Origin of the sequence: Enterobacter sp. JH25, from assembly GCF_021725435.1 — a bacterium.
In the GTDB taxonomy this organism is placed as follows: domain Bacteria; phylum Pseudomonadota; class Gammaproteobacteria; order Enterobacterales; family Enterobacteriaceae; genus Enterobacter; species Enterobacter intestinihominis.
Genome location: NZ_CP091319.1, coordinates 2933034 through 2950212 on the forward strand (window position 1 = coordinate 2933034; position 17179 = coordinate 2950212).

General features: G+C 59.7%; 9 protein-coding genes. 8 read left to right on the forward strand and 1 reads right to left on the reverse strand.

What is annotated here, in order from left to right:
- Positions 1–224 precede the first annotated feature (224 nt).
- Positions 225–3554 (forward strand): diguanylate cyclase, encoded by a 3330-nt coding sequence (locus tag L2Y28_RS14095; RefSeq protein ID WP_022648643.1) that lies wholly within the window; start codon positions 225–227, stop codon positions 3552–3554.
- Here the strand turns inward: L2Y28_RS14095 and alkA are convergent.
- Positions 3519–4391, reverse strand: coding sequence for a DNA-3-methyladenine glycosylase 2 (gene alkA, locus L2Y28_RS14100; RefSeq protein ID WP_022648644.1), 873 nt, complete (start codon positions 4389–4391; stop codon positions 3519–3521). The two genes, L2Y28_RS14095 and alkA, sit on opposite strands and share 36 nt — an antisense overlap.
- 130 nt (positions 4392–4521) lie before the next feature.
- On the opposite strand from alkA, the gene yegD reads away from it, so the two are divergent.
- From yegD to baeR, 7 genes are all read left to right on the forward strand, one after another.
- Positions 4522–5874 (forward strand): molecular chaperone, encoded by a 1353-nt coding sequence (gene yegD / locus L2Y28_RS14105; protein WP_022648645.1) that lies wholly within the window; start codon positions 4522–4524, stop codon positions 5872–5874.
- Between the two features lie 209 nt (positions 5875–6083).
- Positions 6084–7283: an MdtA/MuxA family multidrug efflux RND transporter periplasmic adaptor subunit gene (locus L2Y28_RS14110; protein ID WP_032622470.1), complete on the forward strand. Its 1200-nt coding sequence runs from the start codon at positions 6084–6086 to the stop codon at positions 7281–7283.
- Entirely contained in the window at positions 7283–10405 is a 3123-nt protein-coding gene (locus tag L2Y28_RS14115; protein ID WP_022648647.1) for an MdtB/MuxB family multidrug efflux RND transporter permease subunit, read from the forward strand. The genes L2Y28_RS14110 and L2Y28_RS14115 overlap by 1 nt, the downstream gene beginning before the upstream one ends.
- Complete coding sequence (gene mdtC / locus L2Y28_RS14120; protein ID WP_022648648.1) at positions 10406–13483, forward strand: multidrug efflux RND transporter permease subunit MdtC; 3078 nt, start codon at positions 10406–10408, stop codon at positions 13481–13483.
- Positions 13484–14899 carry an MFS transporter gene (locus L2Y28_RS14125; protein ID WP_022648649.1) on the forward strand — a complete coding sequence of 472 codons (1416 nt, stop codon included), beginning with the start codon at positions 13484–13486 and terminating at the stop codon, positions 14897–14899.
- Positions 14896–16299, forward strand: coding sequence for a two-component system sensor histidine kinase BaeS (gene baeS / locus L2Y28_RS14130; RefSeq protein WP_022648650.1), 1404 nt, complete (start codon positions 14896–14898; stop codon positions 16297–16299). Before L2Y28_RS14125 ends, baeS begins: the two co-directional genes overlap by 4 nt.
- The gene (baeR, locus tag L2Y28_RS14135) at positions 16296–17018 is read left to right on the forward strand and encodes a two-component system response regulator BaeR (RefSeq protein ID WP_015572364.1); all 723 of its coding nucleotides are present in this window, start codon (positions 16296–16298) and stop codon (positions 17016–17018) included. Before baeS ends, baeR begins: the two co-directional genes overlap by 4 nt.
- The last annotated feature ends 161 nt before the right edge of the window (positions 17019–17179 follow it).

Sequence of the window (17179 nt, forward strand, 5' to 3'; positions counted from 1 at the left end):
GGCTGAAAAGCGCCGTTTCACGCCTTTAGCGAAATTTTTACGCACGGATTTTCACCATTTCATCCCCCTTCTTCGCAGAGTAACTATTTTATAAGTCTATGAAGTCAAAATCTGAGCACTCAGCATATGAATTGTAAAATGTTTGTACTAGCATAAACCAAATTAATGATTTCACGCGTCCGGAGCTGGCTCCTGACAACACGGCGTCCCTGGATAGAGCGGTAATGAATAAACAATACCAGCGGGTTTTGGTTACTACCCCACATCCTTTACTGCGGCTTGTCTGTCTGGGTCTGGTCACGTTCATCTTCACCTTATTTTCCCTTGAGCTGACTCGCTTCGGTTCGCTGCTGGCGCCATTGTGGTTCCCGACCTCCATTATGATGGTGGCGTTTTACCGCCATGCGGGAAAAATGTGGCCCGGCATCGCCCTCGCCTGCTCCTTTGGCAATATTTTTGCCTCGTGGATGCTCTTTTCATGGGAATCAATCAACTTAACCTACACGGCAATCAATATTATTGAGGCCTGTGTTGGTGCGGTGTTGCTGCGTAAGCTGCTCCCCTGGTATAACCCGCTGCAAAACCTCAACGACTGGATACGCCTTGCCCTCGGCAGCGCCCTGGTGCCGCCGCTGGTGGGCGGCATTCTGGTTCATTTTCTGGTGCCAGGCGCGGAGCCGCTGCGTAATTTTCTGTTTTGGGTACTTTCAGAAGCCATTGGCGCACTGGCGCTTGTACCGTTAGGTCTGCTGTTTAAACCGCATTACCTGCTGCGCCACCGCAACCCGAAACTGCTGCTGGAAACGCTGGTGACCCTGGTCATCACCCTGGTCCTGAGCTGGACGGCTATCACCTGGCTGCCGTGGCCGTTCACCTGCATCATCGTTTTGCTGATGTGGAGCGCGGTACGCCTGCCGCGAATGGAAGCATTCCTGATTTTTTTATTCACCATCATGATGGTGTCCTTGATGATGGCGCGAAACCCGCCCTCCATGACACCTTCAAACATGATGGTGACCTTCAACGCGCCATGGCTTCCCTTCCTGATGATGCTGCTCCCCGCCAACATTATGACGATGGTGATGTATGCCTTCCGGGCCGAACGTAAACATATTACGGAAAGCGAAGAACGTTTTCGTAATGCGATGGAATATTCCGCGATTGGTATGGCGCTGGTGGGCATTGAGGGCCAGTGGCTTCAGGCCAACAAGGCGCTGTGCAATTTCCTCGGTTACAGTCAGTCTGAGCTTCAGTCGCTCACGTTCCAGCAGTTAACCTGGCCGGAAGATTTAAATACCGACCTGGAGCAGTTGCAACAGCTGATTAACGGGGAGATCAACAGCTACAGCCTCGAAAAACGCTACTACACCCGCAGCGGCGAGGTGGTGTGGGCGCTGCTGGCCGTTTCCGTTGTGCGCCATGCAGACGGCACGCCGCTCTACTTTATTGCCCAGATTGAAGACATCAACGACCTGAAACAGACCGAGTGGGTGAATAAGCGTCTGATGGAGCGTATCACCCTCGCGAACGAAGCCGGCGGCATCGGGATCTGGGAGTGGGATCTCGAGCCGGACGTGATCAGCTGGGATAAACGGATGTTTGAGCTGTACGAGATCCCCCCGCACATTAAACCCACCTGGCAGCTCTGGCATGCGGCCATGGTGCCTGAAGATCGTGCGCACGCCGAACAGGTACTGCGTGAGTCACTCCAGGCCAGGGTGCCTTTCAAGCTGGAATTTCGCATTCGCGTCAAGGATGGCATTCGCCACATTCGTTCGCTGGCGAACCGGGTGCTGAACAAACAGGGCGAAGTGGAGCGGCTGTTAGGGATCAACATGGATATGACCGAGGTGAAGCAGCTGAACGAGGCGCTGTTTCAGGAAAAAGAGCGCCTGCATATCACCCTCGACTCCATCGGCGAAGCGGTGCTGTGCACCGATATCGACATGAACATCACCTTTATGAACCCGGTCGCCGAGAAGATGAGCGGCTGGTCGCAAAGCGAAGCGCTGGGTCAGCCCGTTCTGAAGGTGCTGCACATTACCTTCGGCGAGAACGGCCCGTTAATGGAAAACATCCACAGCGGCGATATGTCCCGTACCGATATCGAACAGGATGTGGTGCTTAACTGCCGGAATGGCGGCAGTTTCGACATTCATTACAGCATTACCCCGCTCAGCACCCTGGAGGGGCACGCTATCGGCTCGGTGCTGGTGATTCAGGATGTCACCGAGTCGCGCAAAATGCTGCGCCAGCTGAGCTACAGCGCTTCCCATGACGCCCTTACCCACCTGGCGAACCGCGTCAGTTTTGAAAACCATCTTAAGCGCCTGTTGCAGACGGTACAGGAGACCCATCAGCGTCACGCGCTGGTCTTTATCGATCTTGACCGTTTTAAGGCGGTGAACGATACCGCAGGCCACGCGGCGGGCGACGCGCTCCTGCGCGAACTCTCTTCGCTGATGCTGACCATGCTGCGCTCCAGCGACGTGCTGGCGCGTCTGGGCGGCGACGAGTTTGGCCTGCTGCTGCCGGACTGCAACGTCGAAAGCGCACGCTATATTGCGGGCCGGTTGATCGACGCCATCAACAACTATCATTTTTCCTGGGAAGGACGCCTGCACCGCATCGGCGCCAGCGCGGGGATCACGTTGATTGACGACGCTAATTATCAGACAGCGGAAGTGATGTCTCAGGCCGATATCGCCTGTTACGCCTCGAAAAACAGCGGGCGCGGTGTGGTCACCGTCTATGAACCCCAGCAGGAGCGGATCCACAGCACGCGCAGCATGATGTCGCTGGATGAGCAGTGGCACATGATCAAAGATAATCATCTGCTGATGATCGCCCGCAGCGTCGCCTCACCGCGCATTCCCGAGAGCAGTAGCTTCTGGCTGATTTCCCTGCGGTTGTGGACCAGCCAGGGGGAAGTGCTGGAAGAGCATGCCTTCCGCGCCGGGCTGGCGGAGCCGGAGCTGCTGCACGCCCTTGACCGACGTATATTCAGCGAATTTTTCCGTACCTATGCCGCACAGGTGGCGGCCAAAGGGATGGGCGTCGCGCTGCCGCTCTCAGAAGCGGGTTTAGCCAGCGTCACGCTGGTGGATGAGCTGCTCGACCTCATCACCAGAGGTCCGCTGCCGGCGCGGCTGCTGCATCTGGCGATCGCCGTTGATGTGCTGAGCAATACGGATGAAAACGTGCAGCAGGGTCTGCAAAAGCTTCGTCAGGCTGGCTGTCGCGTGGTGCTGACCCGGGTTGGACGCGATATGAACGTCTTCAGCCAGCTCAGCGCCAACACTGCTGATTATCTGCTGCTGGATGCAGACGTGGTGACCAACGTCCACGGCAATCTGATGGATGAGATGATGGTGACCATCATTCAGGGCCACGCCCAGCGTCTGGGCATAAAAACCATTGCCGGGCCATGCCATCAGTCGATCATGATGAATACGCTGTCGGGCATCGGCATTGACTTTATTTACGGCGACACCATCGGGGAAGCGCAGCCGCTCGATCTACTGCTGAATACCAGCTATTTCGCCATCAACTGACGGCGACCAGCCGTCGGTGTACCAGATATGTAACAGCGCATACGAGCGCCACGGCTGCCAGCGCTCGGCATAGCGACGGATCTGCGCGGGCGTCATACCGGCAAAGCGCTGTTTAATGAGATAATCATCCGGCAGGAAAACATCCTTCGCCTGCCAGCCGCGCAAGGCCAGATAATTTGCGGTCCAGCGCCCGATGCCGGGGCGCTGCTGTAGCGCCTTCATCCCGGCCTCGATGTTCGCAGGCGGGAACAGCGGGAATTCACCGTCCACCACCGACTGCGCCAGATGAATCAACGACTCCGCACGCTTGAGCGGCATCCCAAGGGCTTTCAACGCCAGCGGATCCACCGCGGCCAGTACCTCTGGCGGAGGAAAACAGAGGTAGCCCGGCGCGTCCTGGATGGGTTCACTGCACAGCGCCACCACTCTTGACGCCAGTTTTGCCGCCATCGCCACGCTCACCAGTTGCCCGAGAATGGCGCGCACGCCCTGCTCGTAGGCATCCATCGCGCCCGGCAAACGTAACCCCGGCCGCGCCGCGCCGAGGTCGCCCAGGGTCTGCGCAATTCTTAGCGGGTCGCAATCAAGATCGAACAGGCGGGCAATGCGGTCCAGGCAAATATCCGCCACCGGGATCAGGCCAGGGCTGAGCGACACCGCCAGCGTATGGGTTGCGCTGTCTGGCACAACCCGAAATATGCCCTGATGCTCCGCATAGCCAAAACTGCGTTCGTAGTAATCCTCCGTAACGGTCTCAACCCCTGTGACCGCACGCGCGGCAAGAAAGCCAAACATCCACTGCCAGTCGTAGGGCGGTTGCCAGTTCAGAGTGTACATCGTCTCTCCTTTTGTATTTACCTCAGCATAAACCGAAAGATCGCGTTGCGCCTTGCTTTCATATTCCTGTTGTCGCCTGGCAGACATTTCGCTAAAGTCTCGCCCCTTCTCACCGGCATGGGGATTTATTGTGTTTATTGGATTCGACTACGGCACCGCAAACTGCTCGGTTGCGATAATGCAAAACGGACAACCACAGCTCCTGAAAATGGAAAACGGCAGTACGCTGTTGCCGTCAATGCTCTGTGCGCCCACGCGTGAAGCGGTGAGCGAGTGGCTGTTCCGCCATCATCAGGTTCCGGCCACGGCGGCGGAAACCCAGGCGCTGCTGCGCCGTGCGGTCAGCTTTAACCGCGAGGAAGATATCGACGTTACCCCTTCCAGCGTGCAGTTCGGCCTCTCTTCCCTCGGGCAGTACATTGAAGACCCGGAAGAGGTCTACTTCGTTAAATCGCCGAAATCCTTCCTCGGCGCCAGCGGCCTGAAGCCACAGCAGGTGGCGATGTTTGAAGATCTGGTCTGCGCGATGATGCTGCACATCCGCAATCAGGCGCAATCCCAGGTGCCGGATGCCATCACCCAGGCGGTGATTGGCCGTCCGATCAACTTCCAGGGGCTGGGCGGCGACGAAGCCAACCAGCAGGCGCAGGGGATCCTTGAGCGTGCAGCGCACCGGGCTGGCTTCCGTGACGTGGTGTTCCAGTATGAGCCGGTTGCGGCGGGACTGGATTTTGAAGCAACGCTGACGGAAGAGAAACGGGTGCTGGTGGTGGACATCGGCGGTGGTACGACGGACTGTTCATTACTGCTGATGGGTCCGCAGTGGCATCATCGTCGCGATCGTGAAAACAGCCTGCTGGGGCACAGCGGCTGCCGCGTGGGCGGTAACGATCTGGATATCGCCCTGGCATTCAAGAGCCTGATGCCGCTGCTCGGCATGGGCGGTCAAACCGAGAAAGGCATCGCCCTGCCGATCCTGCCATGGTGGAATGCGATTGCCATCAACGACGTCCCTGCCCAGAGTGATTTTTACAGCACCGCGAATGGGCGTCTCCTTAACGATCTGGTGCGTGATGCGCAGGATGCAGAGAAGGTCGCGCTGCTGTATAAGGTGTGGCGTCAGCGTCTGAGCTACCGGGTGGTGCGCACCGCCGAAGAGAGCAAAATCGCCCTTTCCGATCGTCCTGAGCATGCGGTTACGCTGCCGTTTATCAGTGACGATCTGGCTACGGCTATCACCCAGGAAGGGCTGGAAATGGCGCTGGCTCAGCCGCTACAGCGTATTCTGGAGCAGGTGCAGCTGGCGCTTGAGAATGGCAAAGAGAAACCGGACGTGATTTACCTGACCGGCGGTAGCGCCCGTTCACCGCTGATCAAGAAAGCGCTGGCGGAACAGCTGCCGGGGATCCCGATTGCCGGCGGCGATGACTTTGGCTCCGTTACGGCAGGACTGGCCCGCTGGGCGCAGGTGGTGTTTAGCTAATGGGGTTGTGCCGGGTGGCGCTGCGCTTACCCGGCCTACGGTTCGAGGATCTTGTAGGCCGGGTAAGGCGAAGCCGCCACCCGGCGAAACAACGCACCACACTCAGACCATTCCTGACAGTCTTCCATATTTCCTCCATTTTTCCGCTGTGTTACCTGACTAAACTAGTATCATTCCCCGAAAGTGTTTCAGGACGAGAACGTATAACGATGAAAGGCAGTAACAAATCCCGCTGGGCAATCGCCGTTGGTCTGATTGTGGTGGTCCTGGCCGCCTGGTACTGGCACAGCCAGTCCGCGAACTCCACGGCACCTGCTGGCGCCAATAGCCCCTCACAACGTCCAACGGGCGGCGGGCGCCACGGTATGCGCGGCGCGGCGCTGGCACCGGTGCAGGCGGCAACGGCGGTGAATAAAGCGGTGCCTCGTTATCTCTCCGGGCTGGGAACCATTACCGCCGCCAACACCGTGACGGTACGTAGCCGCGTGGACGGTCAGCTGATGGCCATCCACTTCCAGGAAGGCCAGCAGGTGAAAGCCGGCGATCTGCTGGCGGAAATCGACCCAAGCCAGTTTAAGGTGGCCCTGGCGCAGGCGCAGGGGCAGCTCGCGAAAGACAAAGCCACCCTCGCCAATGCCCGCCGCGATTTAGCCCGCTATCAGCAGCTGGTAAAAACCAACCTCGTGTCGCGCCAGGAGCTGGATACCCAGCAGTCTCTGGTCAGTGAATCTCAGGGCACCATCAAGGCCGACGAAGCCGCGGTCGCCAGCGCCCAGCTCCAGCTCGACTGGAGCCGGATCACCGCGCCGATTGACGGCCGCGTGGGCCTGAAACAGGTTGATATTGGCAACCAAATCTCCAGCGGAGATACCACGGGCATCGTGGTGATCACCCAGACGCACCCTATCGATCTCGTCTTTACCCTGCCGGAAAGCGACATTGCGACGGTGATACAGGCGCAGAAGGCCGGAAAAGCGCTGGTGGTTGAAGCCTGGGATCGCACCAACAAGCAGAAGCTGAGCGAAGGTTCGCTACTTAGCCTGGATAACCAGATCGATACCACCACCGGCACCATCAAGCTTAAAGCACGCTTCAACAATCAGGACGATGCCCTGTTCCCGAATCAGTTCGTCAATGCGCGAATGCTGGTCGCGACAGAAGAAAACGCCGTGGTGATCCCGACGGCGGCCCTGCAAATGGGCAGTGAAGGTAACTTTGTCTGGGTGCTGAACAGCGAAAACAAGGTCAGCAAACATCTGGTGAAAACCGGGATCCAGGACAGTCAGACGGTGGTGATCAGTGCCGGGCTGTCCGCTGGCGACCGCGTCGTGACCGACGGTATTGACCGTCTGACCGAAGGGGCGCAGGTCGAGGTGGTGGTAGCGCAGAATACAGGAGCAAAAGCCTGATGCAGGTGATGCCGCCGAGCTCTACAGGTGGGCCATCACGCCTGTTTATCTTACGTCCGGTTGCGACGACCCTGTTGATGGTGGCGATCCTGCTGGCCGGGATCATTGGCTACCGTTTTCTGCCCGTGTCGGCGCTGCCGGAAGTGGACTACCCGACCATTCAGGTTGTCACCCTCTATCCGGGCGCCAGTCCGGATGTGGTGACGTCCGCCATCACCGCCCCGCTGGAGCGTCAGTTTGGCCAGATGTCTGGCCTGAAGCAGATGTCCTCCCAGAGCTCCGGCGGCGCCTCGGTCGTCACGCTTCAGTTCCAGCTCACGCTGTCGCTGGACGTCGCCGAGCAGGAGGTGCAGGCCGCGATTAACGCCGCCACTAACCTGCTGCCGTCTGACCTGCCGAATCCACCGGTTTACAGCAAGGTGAACCCGGCAGACCCGCCGATCATGACGCTTGCCGTCACCTCCTCCGCCATGCCGATGACGCAGGTGGAAGACATGGTTGAAACCCGCGTGGCGCAGAAGATTTCGCAGGTGACCGGCGTGGGACTGGTGACGCTGGCGGGCGGTCAACGCCCCGCTGTGCGCGTTAAGCTCAATGCCCAGGCCATTGCCGCGCTGGGGTTAACCAGCGAAACCATTCGCACCGCCATCAGCAGCGCCAACGTTAACTCAGCGAAGGGCTCGCTGGACGGCCCAACCCGTGCGGTCACGCTCTCTGCCAACGACCAGATGCAGTCCGCCGATGAATACCGCCAGCTGATTGTGGCCTATCAAAACGGCGCGCCGATCCGCCTGGGCGACGTGGCAACCGTCGAACAAGGCGCGGAAAACAGCTGGCTCGGGGCGTGGGCCAATAAGCAGCAGGCGATTGTCATGAACGTTCAGCGCCAGCCAGGCGCGAACATTATTGATACCGCCGACAGCATTCGCACCATGCTGCCGCAGCTGGTGGAAAGCCTGCCAAAATCGGTGAGCGTGAAAGTGCTTTCTGACCGCACCACGAATATTCGCGCCTCGGTGTCAGACACCCAGTTCGAGCTGATGCTGGCGATTGCGCTGGTGGTGATGATCATCTACCTGTTCCTGCGCAACGTTCCGGCAACCATCATTCCCGCCGTCGCCGTGCCGCTCTCGCTGGTCGGGACGTTTGCGGTGATGGTGTTCCTCGACTTTTCGATTAATAACCTGACGCTGATGGCGCTCACCATCGCCACCGGGTTCGTGGTGGACGATGCCATCGTGGTCATCGAGAACATCTCGCGCTATATCGAAAAAGGTGAAAAGCCCTTAGCCGCCGCGCTGAAGGGCGCAGGAGAAATTGGCTTTACCATTATCTCGCTCACCTTCTCGCTGATTGCGGTGCTGATCCCGCTGCTGTTTATGGGGGATATCGTCGGGCGGCTGTTCCGCGAGTTTGCCGTGACGCTGGCGGTCGCCATTCTGATCTCTGCCGTGGTGTCGCTGACGCTAACGCCGATGATGTGCGCCCGCATGCTGAGCCACGAATCTTTGCGCAAGCAAAACCGCTTCTCGCGCGCCTCCGAGCGGATGTTCGAGCGCATTATCGCCGCCTACGGCCGCGTGCTGGCGAAAGTCCTGAACCATCCCTGGGCGACGCTCGGCGTGGCGCTCGGCACCCTGGCGCTCAGCGTGATGCTGTGGATTTTCATTCCGAAAGGCTTCTTCCCGATTCAGGACAACGGCATTATTCAGGGCACGCTTCAGGCGCCGCAGACGGTCTCCTTCGCCAACATGGCGCAGCGCCAGCAGCAGGTGTCTGAGATCATCATGAAAGATCCGGCGGTGGAAAGCCTGACCGCCTACGTGGGCGTGGACGGCACCAACCCGTCGCTCAACAGCGCGCGCCTGCAAATTAACCTTAAACCGCTTGATGACCGCGACGATCGCGTCAACGCGGTAATTGAGCGCCTGCAAAGCGCGGTGGCGCGCGTGCCGGGCATTGAGCTGTATCTGCAACCGATCCAGGATTTAACCATTGATACGCAGGTGAGCCGCACGCAGTACCAGTTTACGCTCCAGGCCACCTCGCTTGATGCACTCAGCACCTGGGTGCCGCAGCTGGTGGATAAGCTGAAAGCACTGCCGCAGGTTTCTGACGTCAGCAGCGACTGGCAGGATAAAGGGCTGGCGGCGTACGTGAACGTCAACCGCGACACCGCCAGCCGTCTGGGCATTACCATGTCCGATGTGGATAACGCCCTGTATAACGCCTTTGGTCAGCGACTGATCTCCACCATTTACACCCAGGCCAACCAGTATCGCGTGGTGCTGGAACATAACACCGAGAACACGCCCGGGCTTGCCGTGCTGGACTCAATACGCCTGACCAGCAAAGACGGCGGGATTGTGCCGCTCAGCGCCATTGCCAGCGTGGAAGAGCGCCACACCCCGCTGTCGATTAACCATCTCGATCAGTTCCCGTCCACCACCATTTCGTTCAACGTGCCGGATGGGTATTCGCTGGGCGAAGCGGTGGAGGCCATTCTGGGCGCGGAGAAAGAACTCAGCTTCCCGTCCGATATTCAGACCCAGTTCCAGGGCAGTACGCTGGCGTTCCAGGCCGCGCTGGGCAGCACCGTCTGGCTGATTGTCGCGGCGGTGGTGGCGATGTATATCGTGCTTGGCGTGCTGTATGAGAGTTTCATCCACCCGATCACCATCCTCTCCACCCTGCCGACGGCGGGCGTGGGGGCGCTGCTGGCGCTGATGCTGGCGGGGAGCGAACTGGACGTGATTGCGATAATTGGCATCATCCTGCTTATCGGCATCGTGAAGAAAAACGCCATCATGATGATCGACTTTGCGCTGGCCGCCGAGCGCGAGCAGGGTATGGCGCCGCGCGAGGCCATTTACCAGGCCTGTCTGCTGCGTTTTCGCCCGATCCTGATGACCACTCTCGCCGCCCTGCTGGGCGCGCTGCCGCTGATGCTGAGCACCGGCGTGGGGGCCGAACTGCGCCGTCCGCTGGGCATCGGCATGGTCGGCGGTCTGCTGGTGAGCCAGGTGCTGACGCTGTTTACCACGCCGGTTATCTACCTGCTGTTTGACCGTTTGGCCCTGTGGACAAAAAGCCGCTTCCCGAAACGTGAAGAGGAGGCGTAAGTGAAGTTTTTCGCCCTCTTCATTTACCGTCCGGTGGCGACGATTTTACTCTCCGTCGCTATCACCCTGTGCGGCGTGCTCGGCTTCCGGCTGCTGCCGGTGGCCCCGCTACCGCAGGTCGATTTCCCGGTGATCATGGTCAGCGCCTCGCTGCCGGGCGCATCGCCGGAAACCATGGCCTCATCGGTGGCGACGCCGCTTGAGCGATCGCTTGGGCGGATTGCCGGGGTTAACGAGATGACCTCCAGCAGTTCGCTGGGCAGCACGCGCATCATTCTGGAATTTAACTTCGACCGGGATATCAACGGTGCGGCGCGCGACGTGCAGGCCGCGATTAACGCCGCCCAAAGCCTGCTGCCGAGCGGCATGCCGAGCCGTCCAACCTACCGCAAGGCCAACCCGTCCGATGCGCCGATCATGATCCTGACGCTTACGTCAGAGACCTACTCCCAGGGCGAGCTGTACGATTTTGCCTCCACCCAGCTGGCGCAAACCATCGCCCAGATTGACGGCGTGGGCGACGTGGACGTCGGCGGCAGCTCCTTGCCCGCCGTGCGCGTGGGGCTGAATCCGCAGGCGCTGTTTAATCAGGGCGTGTCGCTGGACGACGTGCGATCCGCCATCAGCAACGCCAACGTGCGTAAGCCGCAGGGCGCGATTGAGGACAGCAGCCACCGCTGGCAAATCCAGACCAACGACGAGCTGAAAACCGCCGCCGAGTATCAGCCGTTGATTATTCACTACAACAACGGCGCGGCGGTGCGCCTGAGCGACGTCGCCAGCGTCACCGATTCGGTGCAGGACGTGCGTAACGCCGGGATGACCAATGCCAAACCGGCGATTTTGCTGATGATCCGCAAGCTGCCGGAAGCCAACATCATTCAGACGGTGAACAGCATCCGCGCGCGGCTGCCGGAGCTTCAGGAAACCATTCCGGCGGCCATCGATCTCCAGATTGCGCAGGACCGCTCCCCCACCATCCGCGCCTCGCTTGAAGAGGTAGAGCAAACGCTGATCATCTCCGTCGCGCTGGTAATTCTGGTGGTGTTCCTGTTCCTGCGCTCGGGGCGCGCCACGCTGATCCCGGCGGTAGCGGTCCCGGTATCGCTGATAGGCACCTTTGCCGCCATGTACCTGTGCGGGTTTAGCCTTAACAACCTGTCGCTGATGGCGCTGACGATTGCCACCGGGTTTGTGGTGGATGATGCCATCGTGGTGCTGGAGAATATCTCGCGTCATCTGGAAGCGGGCATGAAGCCGCTCCAGGCGGCGCTTCAGGGGACGCGCGAAGTGGGCTTCACGGTCCTGTCCATGAGCCTGTCGCTGGTGGCGGTGTTCCTGCCGCTGCTGCTGATGGGCGGCCTGCCGGGGCGACTGCTGCGCGAATTTGCCGTCACGCTCTCCGTCGCCATTGGTATCTCACTGGTGATTTCGCTGACGCTAACGCCGATGATGTGCGGCTGGATGCTAAAGCGCAGCCAACCACACTCACAGCCGCGCAGGAAAGGCTTTGGCCACGTCCTGATGGCGATGCAGTCCGGCTACGGCAAATCGCTGAAATGGGTGCTGAACCACACGCGTATTGTCGGGCTGGTGCTTATCGCCACCATCGGGCTCAACGTCTGGATGTATATCACCATCCCGAAAACCTTCTTCCCGGAGCAGGATACCGGCGTGCTGATGGGCGGTATTCAGGCAGACCAGAGCATTTCGTTCCAGGCGATGCGCGGCAAGCTTCAGGACTTTATGAAAATCATCCGGGAAGATCCGGCCGTAGACAACGTTACCGGCTTTACCGGCGGCTCGCGCGTTAACAGCGGGATGATGTTTATTACCCTTAAGCCGCGCGGTGAACGTCACGAAACGGCGCAGCAGATCATTGACCGCTTGCGGGTGAAGCTCGCCAAAGAGCCGGGGGCGAACCTGTTTTTGATGGCCGTTCAGGATATCCGCGTCGGCGGACGACAGGCTAACGCCAGCTATCAGTACACCCTGCTCTCGGATGACTTAGCCGCCCTGCGCGAGTGGGAGCCGAAGATCCGTAAAGCGCTGGCCGCGCTGCCGCAGCTGGCGGACGTGAACTCCGACAGCCAGAACAACGGCGCGGAGATGGCGCTCACCTACGATCGTGAAACTATGGCCCGCCTGGGCATTAACGTGGAGGCGGCCAACAGCCTGCTTAACAACGCCTTCGGGCAGCGTGAAGTCTCCACCATCTATCAGCCGATGAACCAGTACAAGGTGGTAATGGAAGTTGATCCGCGCTACACCCAGGACATCAGCGCGCTGGACAAGATGTTTGTGATCAATGATGACGGCAAGGCGATCCCGCTGTCGTACTTCGCCAGCTGGCAGCCGTCGAACGCGCCGCTGTCGGTAAACCACCAGGGGCTTTCCGCCGCCTCGACCGTGTCGTTTAACCTGCCAACCGGCTCGTCGCTGTCTGAGGCCAGCGATGCCATTAACCGCGCCATGACCCAGCTTGGGGTGCCCTCCTCCGTGCGCGGCAGCTTTGCCGGTACGGCGCAGGTGTTCCAGGACACCATGAACTCGCAGGTCATTTTGATCCTGGCGGCCATTGCCACGGTGTACATCGTGCTGGGCGTGCTGTACGAAAGCTACGTGCACCCGTTGACCATTCTCTCCACGCTTCCCTCTGCGGGCGTGGGGGCGCTGCTGGCGCTGGAGCTGTTCGGTGCTCCATTCAGCCTCATCGCGCTCATTGGGATCATGCTATTAATAGGTATTGTGAAGAAAAACGCGATTATGATGGTCGACTTTGCCCTGGATGCCCAGCGTAACGGCAACCTGACGCCGGACGAGGCGATATTCCAGGCCTGTCTGCTGCGTTTTCGCCCGATCATGATGACTACGCTGGCCGCGCTGTTCGGCGCACTGCCGCTGGTCATATCCGGCGGTGACGGCTCTGAACTGCGCCAGCCGCTGGGGATCACGATCGTTGGCGGCCTGGTGATGAGCCAGTTGCTGACGCTCTACACCACGCCGGTAGTCTATCTGTTCTTTGACCGCCTGCGGCTGCGTTTTTCGCGTAAAAAGAGAACCACGGTGACCGAGTAAATGACCGACCTACCCAGTAACGTTCGCTGGCAATTGTGGATCGTCGCGTTCGGCTTCTTTATGCAGTCGCTGGACACGACCATCGTGAACACAGCCCTCCCCTCAATGGCGAAAAGCCTGGGGGAGAGCCCGCTGCACATGCATATGGTGATTGTCGCCTACGTGCTGACGGTCGCCGTGATGCTGCCCGCCAGCGGCTGGCTGGCGGATAAAGTGGGCGTACGGAACATCTTCTTCACCGCCATTGTGCTGTTTACCACCGGCTCGCTGTTTTGCGCCCAGGCCAATACCCTCGACCAGCTGGTGATGGCGCGCGTGCTACAGGGCGTCGGCGGCGCGATGATGGTGCCCGTCGGGCGGTTAACGGTGATGAAAATTGTTCCGCGCGCGCAGTATATGGCGGCGATGACCTTCGTCACCCTGCCCGGTCAGGTCGGCCCGCTGCTGGGCCCGGCGCTGGGCGGTATTCTGGTGGAGTATGCCTCCTGGCACTGGATCTTCCTGATCAACCTGCCGGTCGGTATTATCGGCGCGATTGCCACCCTGACGCTGATGCCGAACTATAAAATGCAGACCCGGCGCTTTGATTTCCTTGGCTTCATCCTGCTGGCAGCTGGCATGGCGACGCTCACTCTGGCGCTCGACGGACAAAAAGGGCTGGGGATCTCCTCCCTGTCGCTCGCCCTGCTGGTAGCGCTGGGTGTCACCGCCATTCTCTGGTATCTGTGGCATGCCAGAGGCAACGCTAACGCGCTGTTTAGCCTGAACCTGTTCAAGAATCCCACCTACCGTCTTGGTCTGTTCGGCAGCTTTGCCGGACGCATCGGCAGCGGCATGTTGCCGTTTATGACGCCGGTATTTTTACAGATTGGGATGGGCTTCTCGCCGTTCCATGCCGGGCTGATGATGATCCCGATGGTGCTCGGCAGCATGGGGATGAAGCGTATTGTGGTGCAGGTGGTAAACCGCTTTGGCTATCGCCGGGTGCTAGTGGCCGCCACGCTCGGGCTGGCGCTGGTTAGTCTGCTGTTTATGACCGTGGCGCTGCTGGGCTGGTACTACATCCTGCCGCTGGTGCTGTTCTGCCAGGGGATCATCAACTCCATGCGCTTCTCGTCGATGAACACCCTGACGCTGAAAGATCTGCCGGACGAACTGGCGAGCAGTGGTAACAGCCTGCTCTCGATGATCATGCAGCTCTCTATGAGCGTGGGGGTCACGGTCGCCGGATTGCTGCTCGGCATGTACGGTCAGCACCATCTCAGCGCCGACACCCCCGTCGCGCATCAGGTCTTTTTATACACTTACCTCAGCATGGCGGTAATTATCGCCCTGCCCGCTTTTATCTTTGCCAGAGTACCGAATGACACGACCAAAAACGTCGTGATCCGACGCGGCAAAAGGAGTGCACCATGAAATTCTGGCGTCCGGGGATCACCGGTAAGCTTTTTGTGGCGATTTTCGCCACCTGTATCGTCCTGCTGATTACCATGCACTGGGCGGTGCGGGTCAGCTTTGAGCGCGGCTTTATTGACTACATTAAGCACGGTAACGAACAGCGTTTACAGGGCTTAAGCGACGCGCTGGGGGAACAGTATAGCCTGCACGGTAACTGGCGTTTTCTGCGCAATAACGATCGTTTTATATTTCAAATTCTGCGCTCGCTGGAGCACGATAATGACGACGACCGTCCGGGGCCGGGCATGCCGCCGCACGGCTGGCGCACCCAGTTCTGGGTGATTGATCAGGAGATGCGCGTGCTCGTTGGCCCACGCTCGCCGGTACCGCCGGACGGTACAAAGCGCGCCATCACCTCGAACGGCGCCACGGTGGGCTGGGTTATTGCCTCGCCGGTCGAGCGGCTGACGCGCAACACCGACATCAACTTTGATCGCCAGCAGCGCCAGACCAGCTGGCTGATTGTCGCGCTTTCTACCCTGCTTGCGGCGCTCGCCACCTTCCCGCTGGCGCGCGGCCTGCTGGCGCCGGTTAAACGCCTGGTGGAAGGCACGCATAAGCTGGCGGCGGGTGATTTCTCGACCCGCGTGGACACCCGCAGTCAGGATGAACTGGGCAAGCTGGCGCAGGACTTCAACCAGCTCGCCAGCACGCTGGAGAAAAACCAGCAGATGCGCCGCGACTTTATGGCCGACATTTCGCACGAGCTGCGCACCCCACTGGCGGTGCTGCGCGGCGAGCTGGAGGCGATTCAGGACGGCTTGCGGCAGTTCACCCCCGAATCCGTGGCCTCGCTACAGGCGGAAGTCGGCACGCTGACCAAGCTGGTGGACGATCTGCATCAGCTTTCCATGTCCGATGAAGGCGCCCTGGCCTACCAGAAAGCCCCAATCGACGTGATCAATATCCTTGAAGTCGTGACCGGCGCGTTCCGCGAACGCTTCGCCAGCCGTGACCTGAAAATCAACCTCTCGCTGCCTGACAGCGCGGTGGTATTCGGCGACAGAGATCGCCTGATGCAGCTGTTCAATAATCTGCTGGAGAACAGCCTCCGCTACACCGACGGCGGCGGCGGGTTGCATATCTCCGGCAAGCAGGAAAACGGGCGCTTTGCCCTGACCTTTGCGGACTCCGCCCCTGGCGTGAAGGATGCGCAGCTGGAAAAACTGTTCGAGCGCTTCTATCGCACCGAAGGTTCACGCAACCGCGCCAGCGGGGGCTCCGGCCTTGGGCTGGCGATTTGCGTAAACATTGTGGAGGCGCATGGTGGCACCATCCGCGCCGCCCATTCGCCTTTTGGCGGGGTTAGCATTACAGTAGAGTTACCTCTGGAACGGGATTTATCGAGGGAAGCATGACCGAGTTACCGATTGACGACAACACACCGCGTATTTTGATCGTGGAAGACGAGCCTAAACTTGGGCAACTGCTGATCGACTATTTACGTGCCGCGAGCTATGCGCCAACGCTTATCAGCCACGGCGACCAGGTGCTGCCCTACGTGCGCCAGACGCCGCCGGATCTGATCCTGCTGGATCTGATGCTGCCGGGTACTGACGGCCTGACCCTGTGCCGGGAAATTCGTCGTTTCTCCGATGTGCCCATCGTGATGGTGACGGCCAAAATCGAAGAGATCGACCGTCTGCTGGGGCTCGAAATCGGCGCCGACGATTACATCTGCAAGCCTTACAGCCCGCGGGAGGTGGTCGCTCGCGTGAAAACCATCCTCCGCCGCTGCAAGCCGCAGCGTGAATTGCAGGTGCTGGATGCACAAAGCCCACTGATCGTCGACGAAAGCCGCTTCCAGGCGAGCTGGCGCAGCAAACTATTGGATCTCACCCCCGCGGAGTTCCGCCTGCTGAAAACCCTCTCCCACGAGCCGGGAAAAGTGTTTTCCCGCGAGCAGCTGCTCAACCATCTGTATGACGATTACCGCGTGGTGACCGACCGCACCATCGACAGCCACATCAAAAACCTGCGCCGCAAGCTGGAGGCGCTGGACGCCGACCAGTCGTTTATTCGCGCGGTGTACGGCGTGGGGTATCGCTGGGAAGCGGATGCCTGCAGGATTGCCTGACAACATTCTCCCCTCACCCTGCCCTCTCCCCAGGGGGGAGAGGGTTAGGGTGAGGGGTCCGGGCTTTACCTCCCCGCCCCGCAGCGCTACAATGCCCGCCCTTAAAGTGGGGGATCTCCCCTTACCGCTGCACCTGGTGCACGCGGATCTGACCTGTCATC

Excerpts from the sequence above, each read along its gene's own strand:
- L2Y28_RS14110 (WP_032622470.1), top strand. The coding sequence starts at position 6,084 with ATGAAAGGCAGTAACAAATCCCGCTGGGCAATCGCCGTTGGTCTGATT.
- baeS (WP_022648650.1), top strand. The coding sequence starts at position 14,896 with ATGAAATTCTGGCGTCCGGGGATCACCGGTAAGCTTTTTGTGGCGATT.
- L2Y28_RS14095 (WP_022648643.1), top strand. The coding sequence starts at position 225 with ATGAATAAACAATACCAGCGGGTTTTGGTTACTACCCCACATCCTTTA.
- L2Y28_RS14125 (WP_022648649.1), top strand. The coding sequence starts at position 13,484 with ATGACCGACCTACCCAGTAACGTTCGCTGGCAATTGTGGATCGTCGCG.
- alkA (WP_022648644.1), bottom strand. The coding sequence starts at position 4,391 with ATGTACACTCTGAACTGGCAACCGCCCTACGACTGGCAGTGGATGTTT.
- baeR (WP_015572364.1), top strand. The coding sequence starts at position 16,296 with ATGACCGAGTTACCGATTGACGACAACACACCGCGTATTTTGATCGTG.
- L2Y28_RS14115 (WP_022648647.1), top strand. The coding sequence starts at position 7,283 with ATGCAGGTGATGCCGCCGAGCTCTACAGGTGGGCCATCACGCCTGTTT.